Here is a 22946-nt window from a genome sequence, read left to right as displayed (position 1 = left end):
TACACCTGTAGTAACCCCGTGGTGGCTCGGGTAGAGCCGATCTTCTACAGGTGTAGAAGGGGTAGGTTCGACATGGGCCGTACGGCAGTGGTCGTCGGAGGGGGCATCGGCGGGCTGGCCGCCGCGATCGGTCTGCGCCGCATCGGCTGGGAGGTGACGGTCGTCGAGCGCGCCAGCGTGCTGGACGACGCGGGCGCGGGCATCTCGCTGGCCGCCAACGGTCTACGGGCCCTGGACGAACTCGGCGTCGGCGAGGCGGTGCGGGAAGCCTCGCGAGGCCAGTACACCGGTGGCACCCGCACGCCCGGAGGCAGTTGGCTGGCCCGGATGGACGGCGCGGAGCTGGAACGGGCCGTGGGTACTCCGATCATGGGCATCCCCCGCGCCACCCTGCACCGGCTGCTGCGCGCGGCCCTGCCCACCGGGACGCTCCTCACCGGCGCCGAGGCGGGCCCCGTGTCGCAGATCGACCTCGGGACCGTCCGGGTCGTCCGGGGCGGCACGGCCCTGGACGCCGACCTCGTGGTGGCGGCCGACAGCGTCGGCAGCGCGATCCGCGGCCGACTCTTTCCGGCCCACCCGGGACCGGTCCACAGCGGCTCGGCGGTACTGCGCGCCATTACCGCGGGGCCGCTCGCACTGCGCACCGACTTCGAGCTGACCTGGGGGCACGGCGCCGAGTTCGGGCACATCGCCTTCCCCGACGGCCGGGCCGAGTGGCACGCGGTGCTCGGCCTCCCCCGAGGAACGCGGTTCGCCGACCCGCTGGCCGAACTGCGCCGGCGGTTCCACGACTGGCACGACCCGATCCCTGCACTGCTCGACGCGACCCGGCCCGAGGCCGTACTGCACCACGACGTCAGCGAACTCCGCACGCCGCTCCCGTCGTACGCGATCGGCCGGATCGCGCTCGTCGGTGACGCGGCGCACGCGATGACCCCGAACCTCGGGCAGGGCGCCTGCCAGGCACTGGAGGACGCAGTCACCCTGGCCGCCGCGCTCACCACCGAACCCACCGTCGAGGCGGCGCTGGTCCGCTACGACGCCGAACGCCGACCGCGCAGCCAGGCGGTCGCCAAGGCCGCACGACAAGCCGGACGGATGGGCCAGCAGCTGGCCCACCCGCTGGCGGTCGCACTGCGCAACACCGCGATGCGGCTGACCCCCTCCCGCACCTCCGTGCGCATGATCCTCCGGCACCACGCCTGGGAACCACCGGCACTGGGCTGACCCCGAGGGCCCGCCGGGAGCGCGCGGACGGCCCCCGGAGCCGGACCTCAGCCGGTCGCCGCCGCCTCGTGCGCCGTCTTGGCGAGGGCCTCCGCCGTGTTCTCCGTCAGGGGATCACCATGGCCGAAGCAGGCGATCGACGGGGCGAGCGCGGCCAGACGCCGGAAGGTGGTGATCGCCCGGGCGCGGTCCACGTTGAAGACGCCCAACATCAACGGGCCGACGGCGGCGACGCAGTCGCCCGTGAACAGCACGCCGTGGTGCGGGAGGTGGATCCCGATGCTGCCGTCCGTGTGACCGGGGGCGTGGACGACGTACGCCCCGTCCCCGAAGCCCAGCGCCTCCCCGTCCTCCACCTCGTGGTCGACCCGGGTGGGCGGTGCCTCGGGGACGGTCAGAGCGTGCGCGTACAGCGGTATCTCCCAGTCCAGCAGCACCGGTTCGGGCACCGGCCGCTCGCCCCGGATCACCGGCGCGTCCAGGCGGTGCGCCAGCACCCGCGCGCTCCAGCGGGCGGCGAGCTCGCCCGCCGCCCCGACGTGGTCGCCATGGCAGTGCGTGAGGACGATCCGCTCCAGCCGCTCGGGCGCCAGCCCGAGAGAACGGATCGCCTGCTCGATCAGGTCGGCGGATCCGGCATGGCCCGCGTCGATCAGGGTGAGGGCTTCACCGTCCTGCCAGAGGTAGGCCTGGCCGATGGGGAAGCGGAGCATGTGGAGCCGGTTCGGCAGTACTTCGACAAGATCCATACGCCGAACGTACGACCGTCCGCCCGCCGTGTGCGGCCGAGTTCACCGGGAGCGCAGTACGCCCAGGGCGCACTGCGCCCTGGGCGTACACGAGGCGGTCGGCCGGTACCGCCCGCACGGGGTGTCTTGTCGATCGGGCCGGGCTCGATCGACAAGACACCTCGAGGGGTCAGGCGCGCTTGGACTCCGCATAGTTGACGAGGAAGAGGGCCTCCGCCACCGACAGGCGCTCCAGCTCCTCGGGCGACACGCTCTCGTTGACCGCGTGGATCTGCGCTTCCGGTTCGCTCAGCCCGATCAGCAGCATCTCCGCCTCCGGGTACAGGGACGTCAGCGTGTTGCACAGCGGGATCGACCCGCCCATGCCGCTGATCTGCATCTCCTGGCCGGGATAGGCGGCTTCCAGGGCCGCGCGCATCGACGCGTACGCCGGACTGTCGGTGTCCGCCCGGAACGGCTGGCCCTGTCCGACGACCTCGAGTTCGAGGCGCGCCTTCCACGGGGTGTGTGCCGCCAGGTGCGCCTGCAGCAGCTTGACGGCCGCGGCGGTGTCCACACCCGGCGGCACCCGCAGGCTGATCAGAGCGCCGGCGCTCGCGTGCACCGACGGCGTCGCGCCGACCACCGGCGGGCAGTCGATGCCGAGCACCGTGACGGCCGGGCGGGCCCACAGCCGGTCCGCGATCGTGCCCCCGCCGATGAGCTCGACCCCGTCCAGCACCTTCGCGTCGGCGCGGAAGTCCGCCTCCGGGTACTGCAGGCCGTCCCACACCTCGTCCGAAGCCAGCCCGTCCACGGTCGTCGAACCGTCCGCCGTGCGCAGCGAGTCGAGTACGCGGATCAGCGCGGCCAGCGCGTCGGGGGCGGCGCCGCCGAACATGCCCGAGTGCAGGTTGCCGCCCAGCGTGTCGATCTTCACCTTGACCAGACACATGCCGCGCAGGGTGGCCGTCACCGTCGGCAGGCCGAGGCGGAAGTTGCCCGCGTCACCGATGAGGATGGTGTCGGCGGCCAGCAGCTCCGGGTGCGCCTCGGCGTACTGCTGGAGGCCGCCGGTGCCCTGCTCCTCCGAGCCCTCGACGATCACCTTCACGCCCACCGGTACGCCGCCGTTGGCCTTCAGCGCGCGCAGCGCCAGCAGGTGCATGATGAACCCGCCCTTGCAGTCGGCCGAGCCGCGCCCGTACCAGCGGCCGTCGCGCTCGGTCAGCTCGAAGGCGGGGGAGGTCCAGGCCGCGTCATCGAGCGGCGGCTGGACGTCGTAGTGCGCGTAGAGCAGAACGGTCGGCGCGCCCTCGGGGCCGGGCAGGAAGCCGTAGACCGACTGGGTGCCGTCGGGGGTGTCGAGCAGCGCCACGTCCTGGAAGCCCTCGACGCGCAGCGCGTCGGCCACCCAGTTCGCGGCGGCATCGCTCTCGCTCTTGGGGAACTGCGCCCAGTCCGCCACCGACTGGAAGGCCACCAGCTCGGTCAGCTCCTGCTTGGCGCGGGGCATCAGCGAGGCGATGGTCTCGGCGATCGGATTCTGGGACATGGGCACGCTCCTTTTGGGTGCGACGTTGTTCTCCGTGTACGCCGCCCGCATCCGCGGGGTGTGCGTATGCCGGGTACGGCGAAAGGCAGTCTTGATCCTCGCACAGCGAGACGGGGCGGTCTCTCGCCGTAGGATTTCCCCGGCATCGGAGCAACCGGGTGATCAGGAGCAGCAACACATCGTGAGCAGCGACGACGACGTACGCGACGCAGACGCAGGCATGGACGCGGGCGCAGGCGAAAGCGTGGACGCGGGCGCAGACGCAGGCGTGGACGCGGGCGCAGACGCAGGCGCAGGCGTGGACGCGGGCGCAGACGCAGGCGAGGGCACGGGGCGGGACGCCCAGCGGGCGGGCGACGAGGCGGTCGGGGAGACCGGCGAGGTGTGGGACGTGGTCGTGGTGGGGGCGGGACCTGCCGGGTCCTCGGCCGCGTACGCGGCGGCGACGGCCGGGCGGCGCGTCCTGCTGCTGGAGAAGGCCGAGCTGCCCCGCTACAAGACGTGCGGCGGGGGCATCATCGGCCCCTCGCGCGACGCCCTGCCCCCGGGCTTCGTGCTGCCCCTCAAGGACCGCATCCACGCGGTCACCTTCTCGATGGACGGGAAGCTGACCCGCACCCGGCGCTCGAAGCACATGCTGTTCGGGCTCATCAACCGCCCCGAGTTCGACGCCGGCCTGGTCGCCGAGGCGGAGAAGGCGGGTGCCACCGTCCGGACGGGTACGGCCGTGGCCCGCGTCGAACAGCACGGGGCGGCCGTTCCCGACCGACGCACCGTCGCCGTGGTCCTCGCCGACGGCGAGACCGTGCTGGCCCGCGCGGTGGTCGGCGCGGACGGCAGCGCGAGCCGGATCGGTGCGCACGTCGGGGTGGAGATGGACCAGGTGGACCTGGGCCTGGAGGCGGAGATCCCCGTCCCCGAGACGGTCGCCGAGGACTGGAAGGGGCGGGTGCTGATCGACTGGGGCCCGCTGCCCGGCAGTTACGGCTGGGTCTTCCCCAAGGGCGACACCCTGACCGTCGGCGTCATCTCGGCCAAGGGCGAGGGCGCCGCGACCAAGCGCTACCTGGACGACTTCATCGCCCGGCTCGGACTCGCCGGCTTCGAACCGGCCGTCTCCTCCGGGCACCTGACCCGCTGCCGCAAGCCCGATTCGCCGCTCTCGCGCGGCCGGGTGCTGGTGGCGGGTGACGCGGCCGGACTCCTGGAGCCGTGGACCCGGGAGGGCATCTCCTTCGCGCTGCGCTCCGGGCGGCTGGCAGGGGAGTGGGCTGTGAAGATCTCCGAGGCGCAGGACGCCGTGGACGCCCGCCGCCAGGCCCTCAACTACGCCTTCGCGGTGAAGGCCGGGCTGGGTGTGGAGATGGGGGTCGGCAAGCGGATGCTGAACCTCTTCGAGGTGCGGCCGCGGATGCTGCACGCGGCGATCACCGGCTTCGGTCCGGCGTGGCGGGCGTTCGCCCGGATCACGCGGGGCTCGACGACGTTGGCCGAGCTGGTGCGTACGTACCCGTTGGCCCGCAAGGCGCTGCACATGATGGACGCCCGGCAGGCGGCAGCGGCCCGCAGCGGCGGCGGCCGGGGCTAGGTCCTGTCGGCCGTCTCTTCCGGATCTTGCCGGACGCCGCGGGCGAGGCAAGATCCGGAAGAGACGGCCCAGGGGGGGTGCGCGGGGACGGCGGGGGCACGGACGGCGGTCCCGACTGGCGGGGCGGTTCGAACCTCCTCGGGGTGGACCGGCCGGAGGTCGTCCTCGCGGCGTTCCGGCGCGGCGAGCCGAACGTCGGGGCGGCGGTGATCGGGCTCGCCCTCCACCACGCCGACCCCGAGGTCGTGCTCCGCTTGGTCGCGAGGGCGCTGGAGTCGGCGGACCGGGAGGTCCGCCAGCAGGGGGTCATCGCCCTGGCGTACGTCGCTCGGCTCCACCGCACCGTGGACCGGCGCTGTCTGGAACTGCTGCGCGACTGCCCGCGGGGCAACGAGGCCGACGACGACCTGTGGTCCTTCGTACCGCACCGGGAGCTGCCGCTCTGGCTGTGGCGGCACCACCTGTGGGAGCGGTTGGTGGAGCGGCTGCGCCGGCCGTTCGACTGAGCGACAGGCCGGTACGGGCGGGGCGGTCGCCGTCCGGCCGGCCGCCTTCCTCAGCGGCCGCCGGGCGCGAGCCGCCGGGCGCGGGTCAGCCGGATACCGTGATCCGGAAGACCGGGTGGTCACCGGCGGCCGCCTGCAGTTCGGCGTCGGAGGACTTGGCGGTGACGCCCTGGAAGAAGCGGTTGACCTCCCAGCCCCACTTCTCCAGGTAGGCGCGCATGATGTCGGCCTTCTGCACCGGGTCGGTGATCTCGGTGACGGTGAACGTGCGCACCTTGCGCCCCACGCGCAGCTCGCCGCCGCCCGCCACCCGCATGTTGCGGACCCACTGGGAGTGGCCGCGGGCCGAGACCAGGTACTGGGCGCCCTCGTAGGTGTGCGGGTTGACGGGGATCCGCTGCATCTCGCCGGACTTGCGGCCGCGCACCGACAGCTCGGCGGTGCCGGCCAGGCTGATGCCGAAGCGGGCCAGCTTGCCGAAGAGCGAGTTGAAACGGGTCTCGAACCGAGTGGCCTGGACGTAGTACGGGGTGGGCGCGTTCATCGTGACCTCCGGGCCGCTTTCCTCATTGAGAGAGCACTGCTCTCGCTTGAGAGCAGTGTGCACGGATCGCCGCACCAAAACAAGAGCAGTGCTCTGAAAATGGAGCGACAATCTGTTTCCTGGGCGGTGCTCCGTTCGCGTGGCAGACTGACCGGCATGAACACCGTGCGAGGGGCCAGGGAGCGGGCCCGCATCGAGGTCACCGCCGCCATCAAGGACGAGGCGCGCCGCATGCTCGCGGCCGAGGGCGCCGCCAAGCTCTCCCTGCGCGCCGTCGCCCGCGAACTGGGCATGGTCTCCTCCGCCCTCTACCGATACTTCCCCAGTCGGGACGAACTGCTCACCGCCCTCATCATCGACGCGTACGACAGCGTCGGCGCGGCCGCCGAGGTGGCTGACGCCCGCGCCCGCGCCACCGGGGCCCCGCCCCGCGCCCGCTGGATCACGGTCTGCGAGGCCGTCCGCTCATGGGCGCTGGAGCACCCGCACGAGTACGCCCTCATCTACGGTTCCCCGGTCCCCGGCTACAGCGCCCCCGTCGACACCGTGGGCCCGGCCTCCCGCGTAGCCAACGTCTTCATCGGCATCCTCCGCGCCGCGTACGAGGGCCCCGGCCTCGCCCTCCCGCCGCTGCCGCCCGCCCTGCGCGCCGAGGCCGACCGGATGACCGCCGACTTCGCGCAGGGGCTGCCCCCGGCGGTCACGGCCGCTCTGGTCGCCGCCTGGGCCCATTTGGTCGGGCTGGTGTCCTTCGAACTGTTCGGCCAGTTCAACCGGGTCGTCGAGGACCGCGCCGCCTTCTTCGCGCACGCCGCCGACCAGCTGGCACACGGGGTCGGACTGCCGGCCGTGTGACGGGAGGGCGCAGGCGCGGACCGTTGTGGAGACCGATGGGGTTCACATGATCAGGGGATGGCTCGCACTCGTGTTCCTCGTGCGAATGGGTGTGGTTCGGCCTTGGGTGAGGGACCGCCCGTCTAATGTTCCTCGGGTCGCCCCCTTCGCCGCCGGAGGAAACGTTCATGCCCCGCGCCGTGAAGGCCTTGTACGCCGCTCTGGTCGCTGCCTTGTTGGCCGCGTCGGCGCCCGCCATCATCGCCGCGGCACGTGACGTGCCCCGGCCGGCCGCCCCCGCGCCCGACCCGCCCCCCGCCCCCCGGACTCCGGGCGTGCGGGGCCTGGAGATCGGCGTCCCCGCGTACGTCTGGGCGAACGACCCCATGCTGACCGATCTCACCGCCACCGCTCCGGCCCCCTCGGTGGTCGTACTGAACCCGGGGAACGGCGACTCCCCGTTCGACGGCCCCTGGCGGGCCCGCGCCGACGCGCTGCGCACCCGCACCACCTCCACCGGCGAGAAGACCCGGGTGCTCGGCTACGTCCACACCGACCACGGCAACCGCGACATCGTCGCGATCAAGGCCTCCGTCGACAACTACCTCAAGACCCCCGACGGCCGCCTCCACGTCGACGGCATCTTCTTCGACGTCGTCAGCCGCGACTGCGGCCCCGCCAACGCCACCCGCGACTACTACGCCGAGCTGCGCCGCTACGTCCAGGACACGATGGACGCCGCCGACCCGGCCACCCCCGACCTCGTCGTCAACAATCCCGGCACCGCCATAGCCGACTGCTACCTGGAGCCGGGCCACCGCACCGCGGACGTCTTCGTCACGTTCGAGGACACGTACGCCGCGTACAACGGCGCCGGCTGGCTCGGCGGCAACGTCTTCGACCACCTCTCCGGCTACCGTTCCGGCGCCGAACTCGACCCGAGCGGGACGGCGTTCTGACACCTGGTCCACGACGTCCCCGACCACGGGGCGATGCGCGCCACCCTGCGCACGGCCTTCGCCCGCGGCGCGGGCTACGCGTACGCGACCAGCACGGTCATGCCCAATCCCTGGAACGCGGGCCCGACATGGAAGTACCGCACCCAGACCACGTACGCGGCCACCCTCGGTTGAGGGTGCTGGGCGGTGGGGCCGTGCGACATTCCGCGCGTAAAGGTCCTCGCCGTCGCCGCGCCGATCACGCCACATCCGGCCGCGCTCCGATCCGGTGACGACCAGCCAGACCAGCTAGACCAGCAGCCCGCAGCCTTCATCGCACAGGCTGAGCGCCCCGGCCGTGCGGCGCGGATCGTACTGCACCTAGCCCAGACGGTCCTCCCACGCCTCAAGTGCCGCGTCGAGATCGGCAAGGTCGTGGAACTCCTCCTTCAACGTCTTCGCCGGATCCGCCCCGCCCTGAACACCCTGTCGTTGCCCGGCGCTGCGGCCAGAGCGACCCCGGGTGGGGCGACGCCGACGGCTGGCGGCCCCGCCGTCGAACTCGCCGAGACCAGGAAACCAGGAACGATCGATCACGAGTGCAGATTATTGCAGCACTGTTATATTAGCGCTGTGACATCTACGGATCCCACTGCGCTACCCGATCCCTGGCGCGCCCTGCACGCGCTCCTTGCGGCCATGGATGCTGAGATCGAGCAGGTCTACGTCGAACGCGGCATCGAGGGGGTGCGGCCCCGGTTCGCCTATCCGCTCATCCGGCTCGCTCACACGGGACCCCTGACCATTCGCGAGCTTGCGAAGTCCCTGGACCGCTCCCACTCCGCGATCAGCCAGACCGTCGCCGCCATGCGCAAGGAGGATCTGGTCACCTCCGAGCCGGGGCCCGACGCCCGCACCCGGCGCATCGACCTGACCGAGCGCGGCAGGTCTCTGGTGCCGTTCCTGGAGGCGGAGTGGCGCGCCACCCACGCGACGGTGGCCGAGCTGGACGGCGAGGTCCCGTACGCGATGACCGCCGTCGTCGAGGAGGTGCGTCGGGCGCTGGAACGCAGGTCGATGCGGCAGCGGATCCTCCACCACCTCGTCGAGCCACCGCGATGAGGGTGCGCATCCGGTTGCTCGACACCCGCCCGCTGCACGGCAGTCGGGCATTCCGAGACCTGTGGATCGGTACCTCGGCTTCTCAACTCGGCGGACAGATAGCCAACGTGGCGGTGCTGGCCCAGGTCTGGGACCTCACCGGTAGCCCCGTGGGCACCGGCGCCATCGGGCTCGCCACCGGCCTTCCGATGGTGTTGTTCGGGCTGATCGGCGGCACGTTGGCCGATGCCGTTGACCGCCGTGCGGTGGTGCGGGTCACCACCGCGGGCCAGGTGCTGGCCGCCGCCGGGCTCTGTACCCAGGCCCTGGCGGACAACCGCAGCGTGCTCCTGTTGCTCGCCCTGGTCGCCGTGGGGACGAGTTGCAGTGCTCTCGGCGCTCCTGCCCGGCGCACCTTCCCGGTCCGGCTGTTGCCGGGCGACCAGGTCGCGGCCGGTCTTGCGCTGACCAACGTCTCCTTCCAGGCAGCGATGCTGGCCGGGCCCGCGATGGCCGGACTGCTCATCGCCCGCTGGGGTTTCCCTGCCGCCTACGCAGTCCAGGCGATGGCCACGGCCGTTTCGATGCTCGCGGTGATCCGCCTGCCCGCCGTGCGGCCCGAAGGTACCGTTGCGGCAGGCGGCAGACGCCGGCCGGAGCGCGGCGGTTGGCGGTTCGTCTTGCGTCGCCCGACGTTGTGGGGCTCGATGGCCACCGATCTGTCCGCAACGCTGCTCGCCATGCCCATTGCGCTCTTCCCGTTGGTCAACGAGATCCGGTTCGGAGGAGACCCGCGGACCCTCGGCCTGTTCCTCTCCGCCGTCGCGGTCGGGGGGATCACGGCCGGTCTGCTCTCCGGCACGGTGACGCGCTGGCGTCGCGGCGGCCTCGTACAGTTGTGCGCAGCCGGTGTCTGGGGCCTGGCGCTGGCCTGTTTCGGTCTGGCGGGGCCGTTGTGGCTGGCGCTCGGCTGCCTGGCCGTGGCGGGCGCCGCCGACACCGTCTCCGTCGTCACCCGCGGTGCCCTGGTCCAATGCGAGACCCCGGACGCGTACCGGGGGCGGGTCTCCTCGATGGAACACGTCATCGGTGTCGCCGGCCCCGAACTCGGCAACTTCCGTGGTGGCCTGTTGGCGTCCGCCACCTCCGCCCCCTTCTCCCTGGCCCTCGGCGGACTGTCCGCCGTCCTGGTGGTCGCCGCCGTGGCCGCGGTCAACGCACCCCTTCGTGCCTACCGCACGCCCCCCGCCGCCGCGAAGGCGACCGCCCCCGATGTCGCCGCCGTGCAGGCGGCCGCCGGTCAGGGCTCCTGATGGTCCGCCAGCCCTGACGACCCCGCACCGGGCGTGCCGCGTGCCGCAGCGGTGGAACGCTCCGATCGTCGCTCGCTCAGCCCAGGCCGCCGTTGCTCCGGAGAAGCTGGGCGTTGATCCAACCCCCCTCGGCGGAGCAGAGGAACGTGACGAGATGCGCGCAGTCCTGCGGCACACCGAGGCGGCCGAGGGGCGTGGAACGGATCAGTTCCGCTTCGTGCTCCTCGGTCATCCACCCGGTGTCGGTCGGTCCGGGATCGACGGAGTTGCAGGTCACCCCCAAGTGGGCGAACTCGTGGGCGGCGGCCGACGTGATCCGGTCCACCGCACCTTTGCTCGCCCCGTACGGCAGGTTTCCGATGGTGTGGTCGCTGGTCAGGCTGACGATCCGCCCGCCGCCGTGCTGCCCGCGGAACCGCAGCCCGTACTCCCGGATCAGCAGCCAGGAGGCCCGCGCATTGACCGCGAAATGCAGGTCGAAGCTCTCCACCGTGGTGTCCAACAGGCCCGAATCGACCGACTCGCAATGGCAGAGCACCAGCGCGGTGACGTTCCCCAGCGCACCCTCGACGCTGTCGAAGAGCTGCGCCGGCACGGCCGGGTCGCTGAGGTCCGCCTCGACCGCGTGGGTCCTCGCCCCCAAGGACGTCACCTTCGACCGCAGCCCTTCGGGCGCACCCGACTCCGTGCCCCACCGCATCCGCGCGTTATACGGGGTCCAGTAGGTGAAGGCCACGTCCCACCCGGCCCGAGCAAGATTCAGTACGACGGACGACGCGATCCCCGCCGAACGTCCGGCCCCCGTGACCAAGGCGAGCGGGCGCCCCGCCGCACCCCCGCCCTGCCGACTTCCCGCGCCCGTCTCACCGGTCATGTCCGTCATCCTGGCGGGCCGCCTTGAACGCGGCACCCGATTTTCCGGCCGTGCGGGCGACAGGGCCTAGGCCGGGGTGGCCCCGGAGCAGGGTGCCGATCCCTTCGCGGGCGCCGGCCGGCGACGCCGGGCCCGTGGTCAGCGCCCGTCGTTCTCCGGACGGCGGGCGAATCCGAGCAGCACGTGGGTGACCCGGAGCAGGAACACTGCCACCGCGAGGATCCCGCCCGCCACGGCCAGGATCCGGCGCGTCGACGTGGAGAGGGAGAACGCCAGCGCGGGTCCGTACACCGCGCCGAAAGCGAGGGCGGCCGCGAAGGAGGCGCTGACCAAGGCGTAGCCGATCTCGATGGTGATCGCGTCCCGGTCCGCCTGCGTACGTCGCTCCATGCGTGCAGTGTCACAGCGTGCACAGCCCGTCACAAGCCCCCGGCCCGTCATTCAGATTCCGGCCGTCTCCGTCCACAGCCGGGCCAGTGCCAGGTCGCCCGTCACCCCCGGACCCGCCACCGGGGTCCGGTTCCAGAGCGCTGCGTACAGCCAGGCCGCCTCGCCGGTCAGTTCGCAGTCGGCCACCTCGCCCGTGTCGCCCCGCACCGTACGGGCCGGCTCCGCCGACAGGTGTACGGTCCACACCGCGGCCGTGTCGGCGGCCCGCACCCGCACCACCTTGGGCTCGGCGGTCCGCACCCGGCTGCGCGGCCGGGCGTGGAAGCCGGTCAGAAGCTCGTCCACCCCGTCCTCGGCGAACTCCGGCGCCATTGCGGAGAACAACACGCCGAGCGCAGTCTCCGCGTCCATCCGGTGCACGGCGGTCTCGTGCGCCTGCCGCCGGGCCCAGAACGCCACCGGCGAGGGCGGGGCCGTCGGGAGGAACGTCCAGCACTGCAGGTCGTCCGGCGCCTCGTTCAGGGTCCGCACCAGGTCCGCGTGGCCCTCGCGGAACCAGGCCAGCAGCTCGCCGCCGACCAGCTCCGGCGCGTCCGGGAAGCCCACCGGCTCCAGCCGTCGCTCCGCGACGTACGCGGTGGCCCAGCGGTGCACCGAGCCGGTGTGCCGCAGCAGGTCGGTGACCCGCCACCCCGGGCAGGTGGGCACCGCGGACTCCGTACCGGCGCGTTCCGCCACCTCGGCGAGCAGCTCGCCCTCGCGGGCGAGGGCCCTCACATGTTCGGTGATCTTCATACCGTGAGTCCTATCAGCCCGCCCGGGACAATGGAGGGCATGGACGGGGAACTCTTTCCGCGCGAGCGGACCGTGCTCGCCCCCGGTGCCGTGCACGTGCCGGACTGGCTCGGGGCGGGGCGGCAGGGCGAGTTGCTGGCGGCCTGCCGCGCGTGGGCCCGGCCGCCCGCCGGCCTGCGCACCGTACGCACCCCGGGCGGCGGGGTGATGACCGCCCGCCAGGTGTGCCTCGGCCTGCACTGGTACCCGTACGGCTACGCGCGCACCGTCGTCGACGGCGACGGTGCACCGGTCAAACCGATGCCGCCGTGGCTCGCCGAGCTGGGGCGGGAGGCGGTGACCGCCGCGTACGGGGACCCGCCGCCGCCCGGGCCCGGGACGGCCTACGACATCGCGCTGATCAACTTCTACGCCGGCGACTCCCGCATGGGCATGCACCGCGACGCCGAGGAGAGGTCCCCGGCGCCGGTGGTCTCGCTCAGCCTCGGCGACACCTGCGTCTTCCGCTTCGGGAACACCGCCTCGCGCGGGCTCCCGTACCGGGACGTGGAGCTGCGCAGCGGGGACCTCTTCGTCTTCGGGGAGGAGAGCCGGCTGGCCTATCACGGGGTGCCGAAGGTCCTGCCGGGCACGGGCCCGCAGGAGCTCGGACTGACCGGGCGGCTGAACATCACACTCCGGGTCGGCGGGCTGGGCTGAGAGGCGGCACCCGGCAGCCTCCGATCATGCGAGGATCGATGCTATGAACGGCAACGGGGCCCCGCCGCGGGTGGGGGATGTGACCGCGCCATCCGCTTCCGGTACGGCTGCGCGGACCAGGCTGGAACGGGGGCGCGGCGCGCTCGGACCGGCGCTCGAGCTCGTCCACACCGGCCGCGCCCCGACCCGCGCCGTGCTCACGGCCGAGCTCGGGGTCACCCGGGCCACCGCCGGAGCGGTCGCCGCCGAGCTGGAGGCCCTCGGGCTGATCCGCGTCGATTCCCGCCCGGGCGGAGCCGGCGGGACCGGCGGGACAGGCGGAGCCCAGGGCCGCCCCTCGCACCGGCTCTCGGTGGCCGAGGACGGCCCGGTGGCGCTGGCCGCCCAGGTGCACTCGGACGGCTTCCGGGCCGCCCTGGTCGGCCTCGGCGGCCGCATCGTGGCCACCGCACCCGGCAAGGTCACCGTCTCCGCCGATCCGGCGCAGGTGCTCGGCGCGGTCGTGGAGGCGGGCGCGGAGCTGCTCGCGCAGAGCGGCCGCCGCTGCGTCGGGGCGGGTCTCGCGGTCCCCTCGGCGGTCGCGGAGCCGGACGGTACGGCGCTGAACCCGCTGCACCTGGCCTGGCCGGCCGGCTCTCCCGTACGGGCCATCTTCGCGGAGTGCGTCAAGGCGGCCGGGATCGACGGCCCGGCCCTGACGGGCAACGACGTCAACCTCGCGGCCCTGGCCGAGCACCGGCACGGCGCGGGGCGCAGCGCCCAGCACCTGCTGTGCGTGGCCACCGGGCACCGCGGGGTCGGCGGGGCGCTGGTGCTGGACGGCCGCCTGCACAGCGGGAGTTCGGGCCTGGCCCTGGAGGTCGGCCACCTCACCGTGAACCCCGAGGGACGGGCCTGCCACTGCGGCAGCCGGGGCTGCCTGGACGTGGAGGCGGACCCGCTGGCCTTCCTCACCGCAGCGGGCCGCAGCCCCGGCCCCGAGGTGTCGCTGCTCCAGCAGGCCCGCGAACTGCTGCGCGACGAGCCGGCGGAACCGGCGGTACGGGCGGCCACGGAGGAGCTGATCGACCGGCTCGGGCTCGGACTCGCGGGCCTGGTGAACATCCTCAACCCGGACCGGATCATCCTGGGCGGGCTGCACCGGGAGCTGCTGCACGCCGACCCGGAGCGGCTGCGCGCGGTGGTCGCGGACCGCAGCCTCTGGGGACGCAGCGGCGGGGTGCCGATCCTGCCGTGCACCCTGGACCACAACAGCCTGGTCGGCGCGGCGGAGTTGGCGTGGCAGCCGGTGCTCGACGACCCGCTGGGAGCCCTGGCCTAAACGCCGGGCCACGCACTGGCCCAACGGCGGTCCGCGAGGTTTCCGGCCGGCCCGGTCCGTGCCCGGTCCGTGCCCGTTCCGTCCCCGGCCGGCCCGGTCCGTGCCCGCTCCGTAGTGCTGGGCAGTCGTGCCCGGGCCGTCCGCGCACATCGGCTCGGCCCGCACATCGGTGGGGCCCGCACGTCGGGCCGTCCCCGCAGGTCGGGCCGAGCCCGGGGCCGGGGCCGGTCACCCGGGTCGGGCGCCGACCGGCGACGCCACCGGCAGGCCCGTCGCGACGGCCCCCGGATCGACGGCCAGGAGCACCGCACGCGCTGGTTCTCGTACGGGCGTGGCCCCGACGGGGACCGGCCGTACCGGCGCCGCCCGGGCCGGGGCCGCCGTGAGCGAGAACCACACCGCCTTTCCGGGGCCGTCGGGCCGCTCGCGCGCCCCCCAGGCCTCGCTGAGCGCCTCCACCAGGGCGAGCCCGCGGCCGCAGGTCTCCAGGGCCTCCGCCCGCGCCCCGTGGACGACGGGCAGCCGCGGATCGCTGTCGATGACCGAGACCGTCAGTCGCCCGAGCCGGAGCTCGATCTCCACGGTGCAGGTCTTGTCCGGCTGCGCGTGGCGGTGGACGTTGCTGAGTAGCTCCGTCACACCGAGCGCAGCCCGGTCTATGAGCGGGTCGAGCTCCCAGTGGCGCAGTTGTGCAGAAACGATTCTGCGGATTTGGCCGATCCGCGACGGCAAGGCCTGCAGTTCGACGACGCAGTGCCTGCGGGAATGACTGATCACGGCTGCGACTCCCCGACATGAGTGTTACGGGTGCGGCACCCTCGGTGATGCTCCACCAGGGTCACCCACCGTGCCGCGCAGTGCAACCGAGCGCGATCGAAAGGGATTCTCATGGATCCCCAAAGCGAACGTTTGTGCAGGTGGGAGGGGTACATTGCGAAGAGGGGAGAGAAGTTCACCCATGAAGGAGCGCGGCACATGAGCACCACCGGCACCACCAGAACCACCGGTACCACCGGTACGACTGCCACGACCGTCGACGTCGATCGCAGCGACGCGGACTACCGGGCCTGGCTGAAGGAGGCCGTCCGCAAGGTCCAGGCCGACGCCAACCGCTCCGCCGACACCCACCTGCTGCGCTTCCCGCTCCCCGAGGCGTGGGGCATCGACCTCTACCTCAAGGACGAGTCCACGCACCCGACGGGCTCCCTCAAGCACCGCCTCGCGCGCTCGCTGTTCCTCTACGCGCTCTGCAACGGCTGGATCCGCCCCGGCCGGCCGGTCATCGAGGCCTCCTCCGGCTCCACCGCCGTCTCCGAGGCGTACTTCGCCAAGCTGATCGGCGTCCCCTTCATCGCCGTCATGCCGCGCACGACCAGCCCGGAGAAGTGCCGCCTCATCGAATTCCACGGCGGCGCGTGCCACTTCGTGGACGACCCGATGAAGATGTACGAGGAGTCGGCCGAGCTCGCCGCCCGAACGGGCGGGCACTACATGGACCAGTTCACGTACGCGGAGCGGGCCACCGACTGGCGCGGCAACAACAACATCGCCGAATCGATGTACCAGCAGCTGCGCTTGGAGCGGTACCCCGAGCCCGCCTGGATCGTGGCGACCGCCGGCACCGGCGGTACCTCGGCGACCATCGCGCGCTACGTGCACTACATGCAGCACGACACCCGCGTCTGCGTGCCCGACCCGGAGAACTCCTGTTTCTTCGACGGCTGGACCAACAACGACCCGGACGCGAGCAGCGATTGCGGCTCGCGCATCGAGGGCATCGGCCGGCCGCGGATGGAGCCGAGCTTCGTGCCCGGGGCCATCGACCGGATGATGAAGGTCCCGGACGCGGCGAGCGTCGCCGCCTGCCGCGCGCTGGAGACGGCCATAGGGCGCAAGGCGGGCGGCTCGACCGGCACCGGCGTGTGGAGCGCCCTGAAGATCATCTCGGAGATGGTGGCGGAGGGTCGCACGGGTAGCGTCGTCACTCTGCTGTGCGACCCGGGCGACCGCTACCTGGACAAGTACTACTCCGACGAGTGGCTGGTGGCGCAGGGGCTCGACATCGCCCCCTACACGAAGACCATCGACACGCTGCTGACGACCGGGGTCTGGCGCGAACCGTCCGCCTGACGGTCCCGCGGGCTGCGCTGCCCCGCTCGCCCGGGTGTTGTTCGCGTGGCGCCGCCGTGACGATGCCGTGACGAAAACGCCCTGGTGGCAATGGGGTTGCCTGGCTACGCTCGGCGGACTCAAATCGGGCGGCCGGGGGGAAACATGGCGGGCATCGAGTACAACAGACCGGAACGGGACGCGCGCGCACGGGCCCAGGTCGGTGCCGGCGACCGGCCGCGGGCCGGGGAGCATCCCTCGGTGCCCGACCGACCGCGGTCCGAGCCCCGGGCATCGCATCTGGAGTGTCTTAGCTGCCATCGCTCCGACGAGGTCCGAGCCGTGCCCGCCGTCCGCCTCGGTGGGCAGAGCCGGTTCAGGGAGGAGGCCGGCGGTGGTGACCGGAGCGTCAGCGGCCTCGAGGTCGTCCCGCGGCTGGCCGAAGCGCTGGCCCTGGTCCCGCCCCGTCCGGCGACCGCCGGGCGGACCGCGCTCGGAGTGCTGCTGGTCCCGGTGTCGATCGCCACGTTCCTCGTCGGCTCGCTGGCCGGCAAGTGGTTCGCGGACGGGCCCGGGGCCGAACTCCTGCTCCTGGGCTGGATCTCGGCGTTCGCCCTGCTGGGGGCGATCCTGCTGATCGCCACCTCCGTACGGACCCAGCGGGCGTTCCGGGCGCGGATCGCGGCTGGCCGGGACGCCGCCGAGGAGGTCTGGTCCCGGGGGTGGTGCTGCGCGCGCTGCACGGTGGTCCACCGCGCCGACGGGCCGGCGATGACCCTGCAGGAGTTCCGCAGGGCCGTCTGGAGTGCGGGCGGCTGCGGAGAACTCGCCGAGGTGCACCGCGTGTCCGGCACGACGGCCGCCCCCGGCTACTGACCCGCCCCGCGCCGGGCGCCGAGCCGCCGGTCCAAGCTGCGGACCGCCGTGCGGAAGGAGTGGCCCAGGCCCGGGCGGGCGACGGCCAGGCCGAAGCGGAACGGGGCGGGCCCGTCCGCCGCGAAGGTCCAGCGGACGTGCGTGCCGGTACCGGTCGGGGTCAGCCGCCACTCCTCCAACAGGGCCCGAACCCCGGGGACGTTGGTGGTGTCGACCCGGTACGCGTACCGCCGTTCGGGATCCGCGGCCATGACGGTCTCGTGGAAGCGCACCCCGCCCGTCAGCTTGATCTCGCGGCCCGCGCCGCCGTGGGTGGGGCGGGCCAGGGTCACCGCCCCGAACCAGTCGGCCCAGCCCTCCACTTCCTCGGCGAGCGCCTGGTACACGGCCTCGGGGGGCGCCACGGTGGTGGTGGCGAAGACCAGCCGGACCGGCGCGTCGTCGAGGAAGTCGAGCCCCACCGGTCGGAGTCGGCGAGCCATGGGCGGTACCCCCTGGGATGAGGTTCTGGACGGGCGTGCGCGCCACCATAGCCCCGTAGCCGTGAGAAGTCCGTAGCGATCACGACCGATCCTGAGCGAGCGCGTCCGCCCCCGCCCGCCCCTGACCGACCTCGTCCGATCTCCGCCGATCCCCGCGCGGGACCTGTGCAGTGGCCGTGTCGCGCGGGATGCTGGAGCCGCGCCGATCCCGCCCCGCGAGCGGAGGCCGCTGTGCCCGACCGCCCCCAGCCCGACACCTCCCCGCCCCACACCCCGCCCGACACCCCCCTCGCCCTCGAACTCCTGGTCCACGGAGTCGCCGGCGCCGCCCCCGGCGAGCTGCTCGGCGACCCGCGCACCGTCCGGGCTCCACCGCCGCAGTCTTCCGCCGCACCGAGGACGCCGACGCCGAGGCCCACCCCGAGCGGTACGCCGGGCGGCCCGTCCCCGAGGCCTACTGCTGGTCCCGGCTCACGTCCGGCAACGGCGCCCGCGCCCTGTGGCTGCTGCTCCTGCCCTTCATGGTGGCCAACCTCGCCCACTGGGCCCGGCCGGCCACCCCCGCCGCCGACCCCGCGCCGTGCGCACGTACGGGGTCCTCGTGCGGATCCTCGCCCTCAGCCTGACCGTGCTGCTCATCGCCGCCGCCTGCGAGGTCGCGCTCGACCTCCTCGCCTGGCAGTGCGCGGGCTCCGGGACCTGCGCCGGCGCCCGGTTCCGCTCCTGGCTGGGCTTCCTCGCGCCCGGAGGCGGCTGGTGGGCCCAGCCCGGGCGGCGCCTCGCCCTCGGGGCCCTGGTCCCCGCCGCGTTGACCGGGCTGCTCTGGTACCTGTCGAACCGCACCTGGAGCGCCTACGAGTCCCAGCCCCCGCCCGCCGGCGCCGCCGCCCCGGACACCGCCTCGGACCCCGAGCCCGCGCTCGGGCGCCCCGGATTCTGGTACGGCCGCCGCCTCGTGGCCCGGCTGCGCGCCGCACACACCGCCGCCGGGCTGCTCACCGTGGCGGTGGCCGTCTCCGTGCCCACCGCCCGTCACGACCGCCGGGCCGGCGCCCCCGTCCTCGCGGCCCTCGGCACGCTCACCCAGGTCCTGCTCGCCGCCGGTGCCGTCGCCGTGGCCTCGGTCGTGTGCCGGCGCGGCCGTACCGAGGCCCGGCCCGACCACCGGCTCGACCGGGCCGCCGTCACCCTGCTGCCCGGCGCCGCCCTGGTCCTGCTCGCCGCCGTACTCGCGCACGCCTGCTGGTCGCGCCCCGACTGGAACGCCACCGGCCGGCTCCCCGGGGACCTCACCTTCGGCGTGCTCATGCTGGGTCAGGGCCTCTGCGTGCTCGCCCTCGCCGCCGTCGCCCGCCACCTCTACCGCAGGGCCCCCGACCCGGCGACGGCCCTGTACGGCCTCGGCGGGCCCGCCGTCGCCATGCTCGGCTGCGCGCTCGGCGGGGTGATGTCCGGCGGGGTCGCCCAGCGGGTCGCCGACTGGCTGGACGGGGGCGCCACGCCCGGGACGCCCGGCGCCCCGCTGCCCGGGCCGCCCGTGCTGCTGTCCTGGCAGGCCGCCGAACTGCCGCCGCTGCTCCTCGTACTGGCGCTGCTCGCGGGCTGGTTCGCGGTCACCGGAGCCCGGGCGCGGGGCCGGCTCGCCGCCGCCGTGGCCGCCGAGTACCCGGGGGAGACACCGGACCTCGACCGCAGTCGCAGGATCGCCGGGGCGCGGACCGCGGCCGCGCTCACCGACTCCGCACCCTGGTTCGTGGCGGCCGTCTCGGGCATCACCCTGGTGCTCGGCGCGGGCGCGCTGGCCGGAGCCTGGTCCAGCGGAAAGGTCCCGGGCGAGGCGGCGCGCGGGACCGTGCCGCTGCTGGAAACCGCCGCCCGCGCCGCCCAGGACGCCGGGTCCTGGCTCATCGGCCTCGGCATCGCCGCCTTCATCGCCTGGGGCCGCCGCGCCTACCGGGACCCCGCCGCCCGCCGGACCATAGGGATCCTGTGGGACGTCGGCACCTTCTGGCCGCGCGCCGCGCACCCCTTCGCACCGCCCTGCTACGCCGAGCGGGCCGTCCCCGACCTGACCTGGCGGATGGCCGGTTGGACCGGCCGCACCGGCGGCCACCTGGTCATCTCCGGCCACTCGCAGGGCAGCGTGCTCGCTGCCGCGGCCGTCTGGCAACTACCGCCGCCCGCCCGCCGCCGGGTCGCCCTGCTCACCTACGGGTCCCCGCTCGGCCGCCTCTACGGCCGCTGGTTCCCCGCCTACTTCGGCCCGGGGCCGCTCACCGCCCTGCACCGCGAGGTCGACTGCTGGCGCAACCTCTGGCGGGCCAGCGACCCCATCGGCGGGCCGGCGCTGCCCGGCGCGGAGCCCGACGTGGACCGCGGCCCGCTCGCCGACCCGCTCGCCTACGGGCGCACTGCCCGCCATCCGCTGCCCGCCCCGATCCTGGGCCACTCCGACTACCAGGCCGACCCGGCCTTCGCTGCCGAACGCGACGCCCTGCTCGCCCGCTTGGACACTGCCGCACGGGCCGAGCTACCGGGTCAGCGGATCGCGGACGTGCTCAGCAAGGAGCGGGCTGGACCGGCAGCGCCGGTAGCGCCGGCAGATCCGCCGGGAACAGCAGGGTGAGCTCGTCCGTACTGGGCTCCGCGAGCTGGGCCACCCGGCCCGCGTGCCGTTCCACCATCGACTCGAAGGTCTGGCGGGCCGTGCGGCCGTTGCCGAAGGCCGGGCCCTTGGGCAGCTCCGTGAAGTACGTCAGCAAGGCCTGCGACGTACCGTCCCCGAGCCGGTACTCGTGCTCCTCCGCCTGCTGCTCCACGATCCGCAGCAGTTCCCCGGGACCGTAGTCGCCGAAGGTGATGGTCCGGGAGAACCGCGAGGCCACCCCCGGATTCACCGTCAGGAACCGCTCCATCTCCGCCGTGTACCCGGCGACGATCACGACCACCGCGTCCCGGTGGTCCTCCATCAGCTTCACCAGCGTGTCGATCGCCTCGCGCCCGAAGTCCCGGCCCGAGTCCTCCGGCGCCAGCGCGTACGCCTCGTCGATGAACAGCACCCCGCCGCGCGCCCGGTCGAAGGCCTCCTGCGTACGGATCGCCGTGGAGCCGATGTGCTCGCCGACCAGGTCCACCCGGGACACCTCGACCAGGTGCCCGCGCTCCAGCACCCCGAGCGAGGCGAGGATCTCCCCGTACAGCCGGGCGACCGTGGTCTTGCCGGTGCCGGGGGAGCCGGTGAAGACCAGGTGCCGGCGCACCGAGGCGGCCTTCAAGCCCGCCTGCTGCCGCCGGCGGCCGACCTCGATCATGTCGGTGAGTGCCCGCACCTCGCGTTTGACGCTGTCCAGGCCCACCAGAGCGTCGAGCCGGCCCAGCATCTCGCCGGACTCCCGCGGGGCGGCGGCCGGCCCGGCCTGCGCCCCGTCCGCGGGCCGCGGTACGGAAGGCGGGGGTGCCTGCGCCGGCCGCGCCGCGGGGCCCTGCGTCCCGCTGGCCGTACGGACGCCCGCCCGCGCACCGGCGGTCGTGCCCCCGGGGGCGGACCGGGCGGCGGGACCAGCGCCGGACCCGTCGCCGGTGCACTCCTCGACGGTCGGCCCGTCCTCGGCGAACTCGTAGCCCCCGCGGGCACAGCGCTCGGTGTGGCAGCGCGTCAGCGTGGTGCGGCAGCCGTCCATGACGTGGAAGCCGAAGCCGGAACTGCTCGTCACCCGGCAGGCCGTGAAGGTGCCCCGGCCGCCCGCCGACACGTAGAAACCGGCCTCGGCGGGGGAGGTGACCGTGCACCGCTCCAGGGTGGGGTCGGCGCCCTTGGTGACGATCACACCGGTCTGCACGGCGTCGATGGTGCAGCCGGCGAGCGTGCCGCTGCTGCCGTGGTCGCGGAACCAGGCCCCGGTCGCCGCCTCGCGGATCCGGCAGTCGTCGAGCTGCGCGGTGGCCCCGTCGCTCACGGAGACGGCGGTGTTGCGCACCTGGGACAGATCGCTGTCGACCACGTCGACCCGCGACCCGCGGTCCAGCACGAACAGCGCGTCCGGTACGTCGTGCACCCGGCAGGAGTCGAGGGAGACCGTGGCCCCGTCACTGATCCACACCGCCGGATAGTCACCCGTACTGTCGTGGATCTCGCAGGACTCGGCGTCCACCCGGGTGCCCGGGTCCCACACGGACAGGCCGTTGCGGCCGAACCGGCGCACGGTGGTGCGGCTGAGGGTGAGCATCGAACGGGACCGCAGATCGACCGCGTTCTCCGGGATGTCGTGGATGTCGCAGCCGGCCAGGGTGAGCACCGCGTCGGTGTCGAGCGTGACCCCGTCGGCGGAGGTGCGGTGCACCGAGCAGTCGGTGAGCCGGGCCGTGGCGCGCGCGGCGATCTGCACCCCGGCGCCCTTGATCTCGTACACCTCGCAGCCCAGAGCTTCCAGCCCCGAGCCCTCGCCCGTGATGCCGATGCCCGCGCCCGTGGCGTGGTGGATCCGGCACCGCTCCAGCCGGGGCCGGCCGCCGCCGCGCACCGAGACGCCGGTCTGTCCGGCGGCCACGACCTCGCACTCCTCGAACACCCCGCCGCCACCTTCCAGTACGGCGATGCCGACGCCGGCCGGATTCTCCACGGTGCACCGTCGCACCAGGGGGCGGGCTCCCGAGCCGCGTACCTCGATGCCGGCGGCGGAGTGGGTGCTCACCCGCAGGTCGGTGAGCTCGGGACAGCCGTCCTCCACCAGCAGTGCGGGCGCCGCCCGGTCCTGGCCCTCCAGATAAAGGTCCTGGACCGCGGCCGAGGCGCGCAGGGTCAGTGCGACCCCGTCGAGCGGGGCGATCCGCACCGACCCCGCCGCGCCCTCGGGCCCGCGCAGGGTGACGGCATGGTCCAGCACCAGGTTCTCGCGGTAGGTGCCGGGGGCGATCGTCAGCACGTCCCCGTCGCCCGCTACGGCGAGCGCAGCGGTCAGCGTCGGATACTCACCGGAGCGGCGCCGCCACCGCGAAGTCCCGCCGTGTGTTACCTGGACCGTGCCCTGAACCATGGTGCTGTCGTGCCCCCACCCTCGTGCTCG

At 73.6% G+C, this 22946-nt stretch carries 22 protein-coding genes and 1 pseudogene; 13 read left to right on the top strand and 10 right to left on the bottom strand.

Annotated features, from left to right (window positions below):
- Positions 1 to 72 precede the first annotated feature (72 nt).
- Complete coding sequence (locus tag ACIQK6_RS03875; RefSeq protein WP_329105247.1) at positions 73 to 1230, top strand: FAD-dependent monooxygenase; 1158 nt, start codon at positions 73 to 75, stop codon at positions 1228 to 1230.
- 47 nt (positions 1231 to 1277) lie between these two features.
- Here ACIQK6_RS03875 and ACIQK6_RS03870 read toward each other — a convergent pair whose 3' ends face one another.
- Complete coding sequence (locus tag ACIQK6_RS03870) at positions 1278 to 1979, bottom strand: MBL fold metallo-hydrolase (RefSeq protein ID WP_329105249.1); 702 nt, start codon at positions 1977 to 1979, stop codon at positions 1278 to 1280.
- Positions 1980 to 2148: 169 nt separating this feature from the next.
- Positions 2149 to 3513, bottom strand: coding sequence for a dipeptidase (locus ACIQK6_RS03865; RefSeq protein WP_329105251.1), 1365 nt, complete (start codon positions 3511 to 3513; stop codon positions 2149 to 2151).
- 382 nt (positions 3514 to 3895) lie between these two features.
- Here ACIQK6_RS03865 and ACIQK6_RS03860 point away from each other — a divergent pair, with 382 nt between their 5' ends.
- Both ACIQK6_RS03860 and ACIQK6_RS03855 read left to right on the top strand, forming a co-directional pair.
- Positions 3896 to 5101, top strand: a complete 1206-nt coding sequence (locus tag ACIQK6_RS03860; protein ID WP_402694289.1) for a geranylgeranyl reductase family protein — start codon at positions 3896 to 3898, stop codon at positions 5099 to 5101.
- Positions 5102 to 5178: 77 nt separating this feature from the next.
- Complete coding sequence (locus tag ACIQK6_RS03855; RefSeq protein WP_329105252.1) at positions 5179 to 5607, top strand: hypothetical protein; 429 nt, start codon at positions 5179 to 5181, stop codon at positions 5605 to 5607.
- Between the two features lie 85 nt (positions 5608 to 5692).
- Here ACIQK6_RS03855 and ACIQK6_RS03850 read toward each other — a convergent pair whose 3' ends face one another.
- Positions 5693 to 6151: a nitroreductase/quinone reductase family protein gene (locus ACIQK6_RS03850; RefSeq protein WP_402694233.1), complete on the bottom strand. Its 459-nt coding sequence runs from the start codon at positions 6149 to 6151 to the stop codon at positions 5693 to 5695.
- Between the two features lie 156 nt (positions 6152 to 6307).
- On the opposite strand from ACIQK6_RS03850, the gene ACIQK6_RS03845 reads away from it, so the two are divergent.
- From ACIQK6_RS03845 to ACIQK6_RS03835, 3 genes are all read left to right on the top strand, one after another.
- Positions 6308 to 7006, top strand: coding sequence for a TetR/AcrR family transcriptional regulator (locus ACIQK6_RS03845; RefSeq protein ID WP_329105256.1), 699 nt, complete (start codon positions 6308 to 6310; stop codon positions 7004 to 7006).
- 167 nt (positions 7007 to 7173) lie between these two features.
- Positions 7174 to 7944, top strand: a complete 771-nt coding sequence (locus ACIQK6_RS03840) for a spherulation-specific family 4 protein (protein ID WP_402694232.1) — start codon at positions 7174 to 7176, stop codon at positions 7942 to 7944.
- 33 nt (positions 7945 to 7977) lie between these two features.
- On the top strand, positions 7978 to 8118 hold the full coding sequence (locus ACIQK6_RS03835; RefSeq protein ID WP_402694231.1) for a hypothetical protein: 141 nt from the start codon (positions 7978 to 7980) through the stop codon (positions 8116 to 8118).
- Positions 8119 to 8304: 186 nt separating this feature from the next.
- Here ACIQK6_RS03835 and ACIQK6_RS03830 read toward each other — a convergent pair whose 3' ends face one another.
- Positions 8305 to 8520: a hypothetical protein gene (locus ACIQK6_RS03830; RefSeq protein WP_402694230.1), complete on the bottom strand. Its 216-nt coding sequence runs from the start codon at positions 8518 to 8520 to the stop codon at positions 8305 to 8307.
- Positions 8521 to 8556: 36 nt separating this feature from the next.
- On the opposite strand from ACIQK6_RS03830, the gene ACIQK6_RS03825 reads away from it, so the two are divergent.
- Both ACIQK6_RS03825 and ACIQK6_RS03820 read left to right on the top strand, forming a co-directional pair.
- The gene (locus ACIQK6_RS03825; RefSeq protein ID WP_329105263.1) at positions 8557 to 9045 is read left to right on the top strand and encodes a MarR family transcriptional regulator; all 489 of its coding nucleotides are present in this window, start codon (positions 8557 to 8559) and stop codon (positions 9043 to 9045) included.
- On the top strand, positions 9042 to 10337 hold the full coding sequence (locus ACIQK6_RS03820) for an MFS transporter (RefSeq protein WP_402694229.1): 1296 nt from the start codon (positions 9042 to 9044) through the stop codon (positions 10335 to 10337). Before ACIQK6_RS03825 ends, ACIQK6_RS03820 begins: the two co-directional genes overlap by 4 nt.
- Positions 10338 to 10413: 76 nt before the next feature.
- Here the strand turns inward: ACIQK6_RS03820 and ACIQK6_RS03815 are convergent, their stop codons facing one another.
- From ACIQK6_RS03815 to ACIQK6_RS03805, 3 genes are all read right to left on the bottom strand, one after another.
- Positions 10414 to 11220, bottom strand: coding sequence for an SDR family oxidoreductase (locus ACIQK6_RS03815; protein WP_402694228.1), 807 nt, complete (start codon positions 11218 to 11220; stop codon positions 10414 to 10416).
- 129 nt (positions 11221 to 11349) lie between these two features.
- Positions 11350 to 11601: a DUF6332 family protein gene (locus tag ACIQK6_RS03810; protein WP_329105270.1), complete on the bottom strand. Its 252-nt coding sequence runs from the start codon at positions 11599 to 11601 to the stop codon at positions 11350 to 11352.
- Between the two features lie 51 nt (positions 11602 to 11652).
- Positions 11653 to 12396: a maleylpyruvate isomerase family mycothiol-dependent enzyme gene (locus ACIQK6_RS03805; protein WP_329105272.1), complete on the bottom strand. Its 744-nt coding sequence runs from the start codon at positions 12394 to 12396 to the stop codon at positions 11653 to 11655.
- A 39-nt stretch (positions 12397 to 12435) separates the two neighbouring features.
- Between ACIQK6_RS03805 and ACIQK6_RS03800 the strand changes: the two genes are divergently transcribed.
- Both ACIQK6_RS03800 and ACIQK6_RS03795 read left to right on the top strand, forming a co-directional pair.
- Complete coding sequence (locus ACIQK6_RS03800) at positions 12436 to 13095, top strand: alpha-ketoglutarate-dependent dioxygenase AlkB family protein (RefSeq protein WP_402694227.1); 660 nt, start codon at positions 12436 to 12438, stop codon at positions 13093 to 13095.
- A gap of 43 nt (positions 13096 to 13138) precedes the next feature.
- The gene (locus ACIQK6_RS03795) at positions 13139 to 14416 is read left to right on the top strand and encodes an ROK family protein (RefSeq protein WP_329105275.1); all 1278 of its coding nucleotides are present in this window, start codon (positions 13139 to 13141) and stop codon (positions 14414 to 14416) included.
- 228 nt (positions 14417 to 14644) lie between these two features.
- Here the strand turns inward: ACIQK6_RS03795 and ACIQK6_RS03790 are convergent, their stop codons facing one another.
- On the bottom strand, positions 14645 to 15193 hold the full coding sequence (locus ACIQK6_RS03790; RefSeq protein ID WP_329105277.1) for an ATP-binding protein: 549 nt from the start codon (positions 15191 to 15193) through the stop codon (positions 14645 to 14647).
- Between the two features lie 198 nt (positions 15194 to 15391).
- On the opposite strand from ACIQK6_RS03790, the gene ACIQK6_RS03785 reads away from it, so the two are divergent.
- Entirely contained in the window at positions 15392 to 16546 is a 1155-nt protein-coding gene (locus ACIQK6_RS03785) for a PLP-dependent cysteine synthase family protein (RefSeq protein WP_329105280.1), read from the top strand.
- 321 nt (positions 16547 to 16867) lie between these two features.
- Complete coding sequence (locus ACIQK6_RS03780; protein WP_402694226.1) at positions 16868 to 17401, top strand: hypothetical protein; 534 nt, start codon at positions 16868 to 16870, stop codon at positions 17399 to 17401.
- Here ACIQK6_RS03780 and ACIQK6_RS03775 read toward each other — a convergent pair.
- On the bottom strand, positions 17395 to 17883 hold the full coding sequence (locus ACIQK6_RS03775; protein WP_402694225.1) for an SRPBCC family protein: 489 nt from the start codon (positions 17881 to 17883) through the stop codon (positions 17395 to 17397). The genes ACIQK6_RS03780 and ACIQK6_RS03775 overlap by 7 nt on opposite strands.
- Positions 17884 to 18114: 231 nt before the next feature.
- Here ACIQK6_RS03775 and ACIQK6_RS03770 point away from each other — a divergent pair.
- Positions 18115 to 20509: pseudogene (locus tag ACIQK6_RS03770) on the top strand (hypothetical protein).
- Here the strand turns inward: ACIQK6_RS03770 and ACIQK6_RS03765 are convergent.
- The gene (locus ACIQK6_RS03765; protein ID WP_329105284.1) at positions 20442 to 22916 is read right to left on the bottom strand and encodes a right-handed parallel beta-helix repeat-containing protein; all 2475 of its coding nucleotides are present in this window, start codon (positions 22914 to 22916) and stop codon (positions 20442 to 20444) included. The pseudogene ACIQK6_RS03770 and the gene ACIQK6_RS03765 overlap by 68 nt on opposite strands.
- Positions 22917 to 22946 lie beyond the last annotated feature (30 nt).

Source organism: Streptomyces sp. NPDC091682, from assembly GCF_044756625.1.
Lineage (GTDB): Bacteria > Actinomycetota > Actinomycetes > Streptomycetales > Streptomycetaceae > Streptomyces.
Note: the sequence above shows the minus strand (reverse complement) of the source record. Positions and strands in the feature narration are given on the sequence as shown.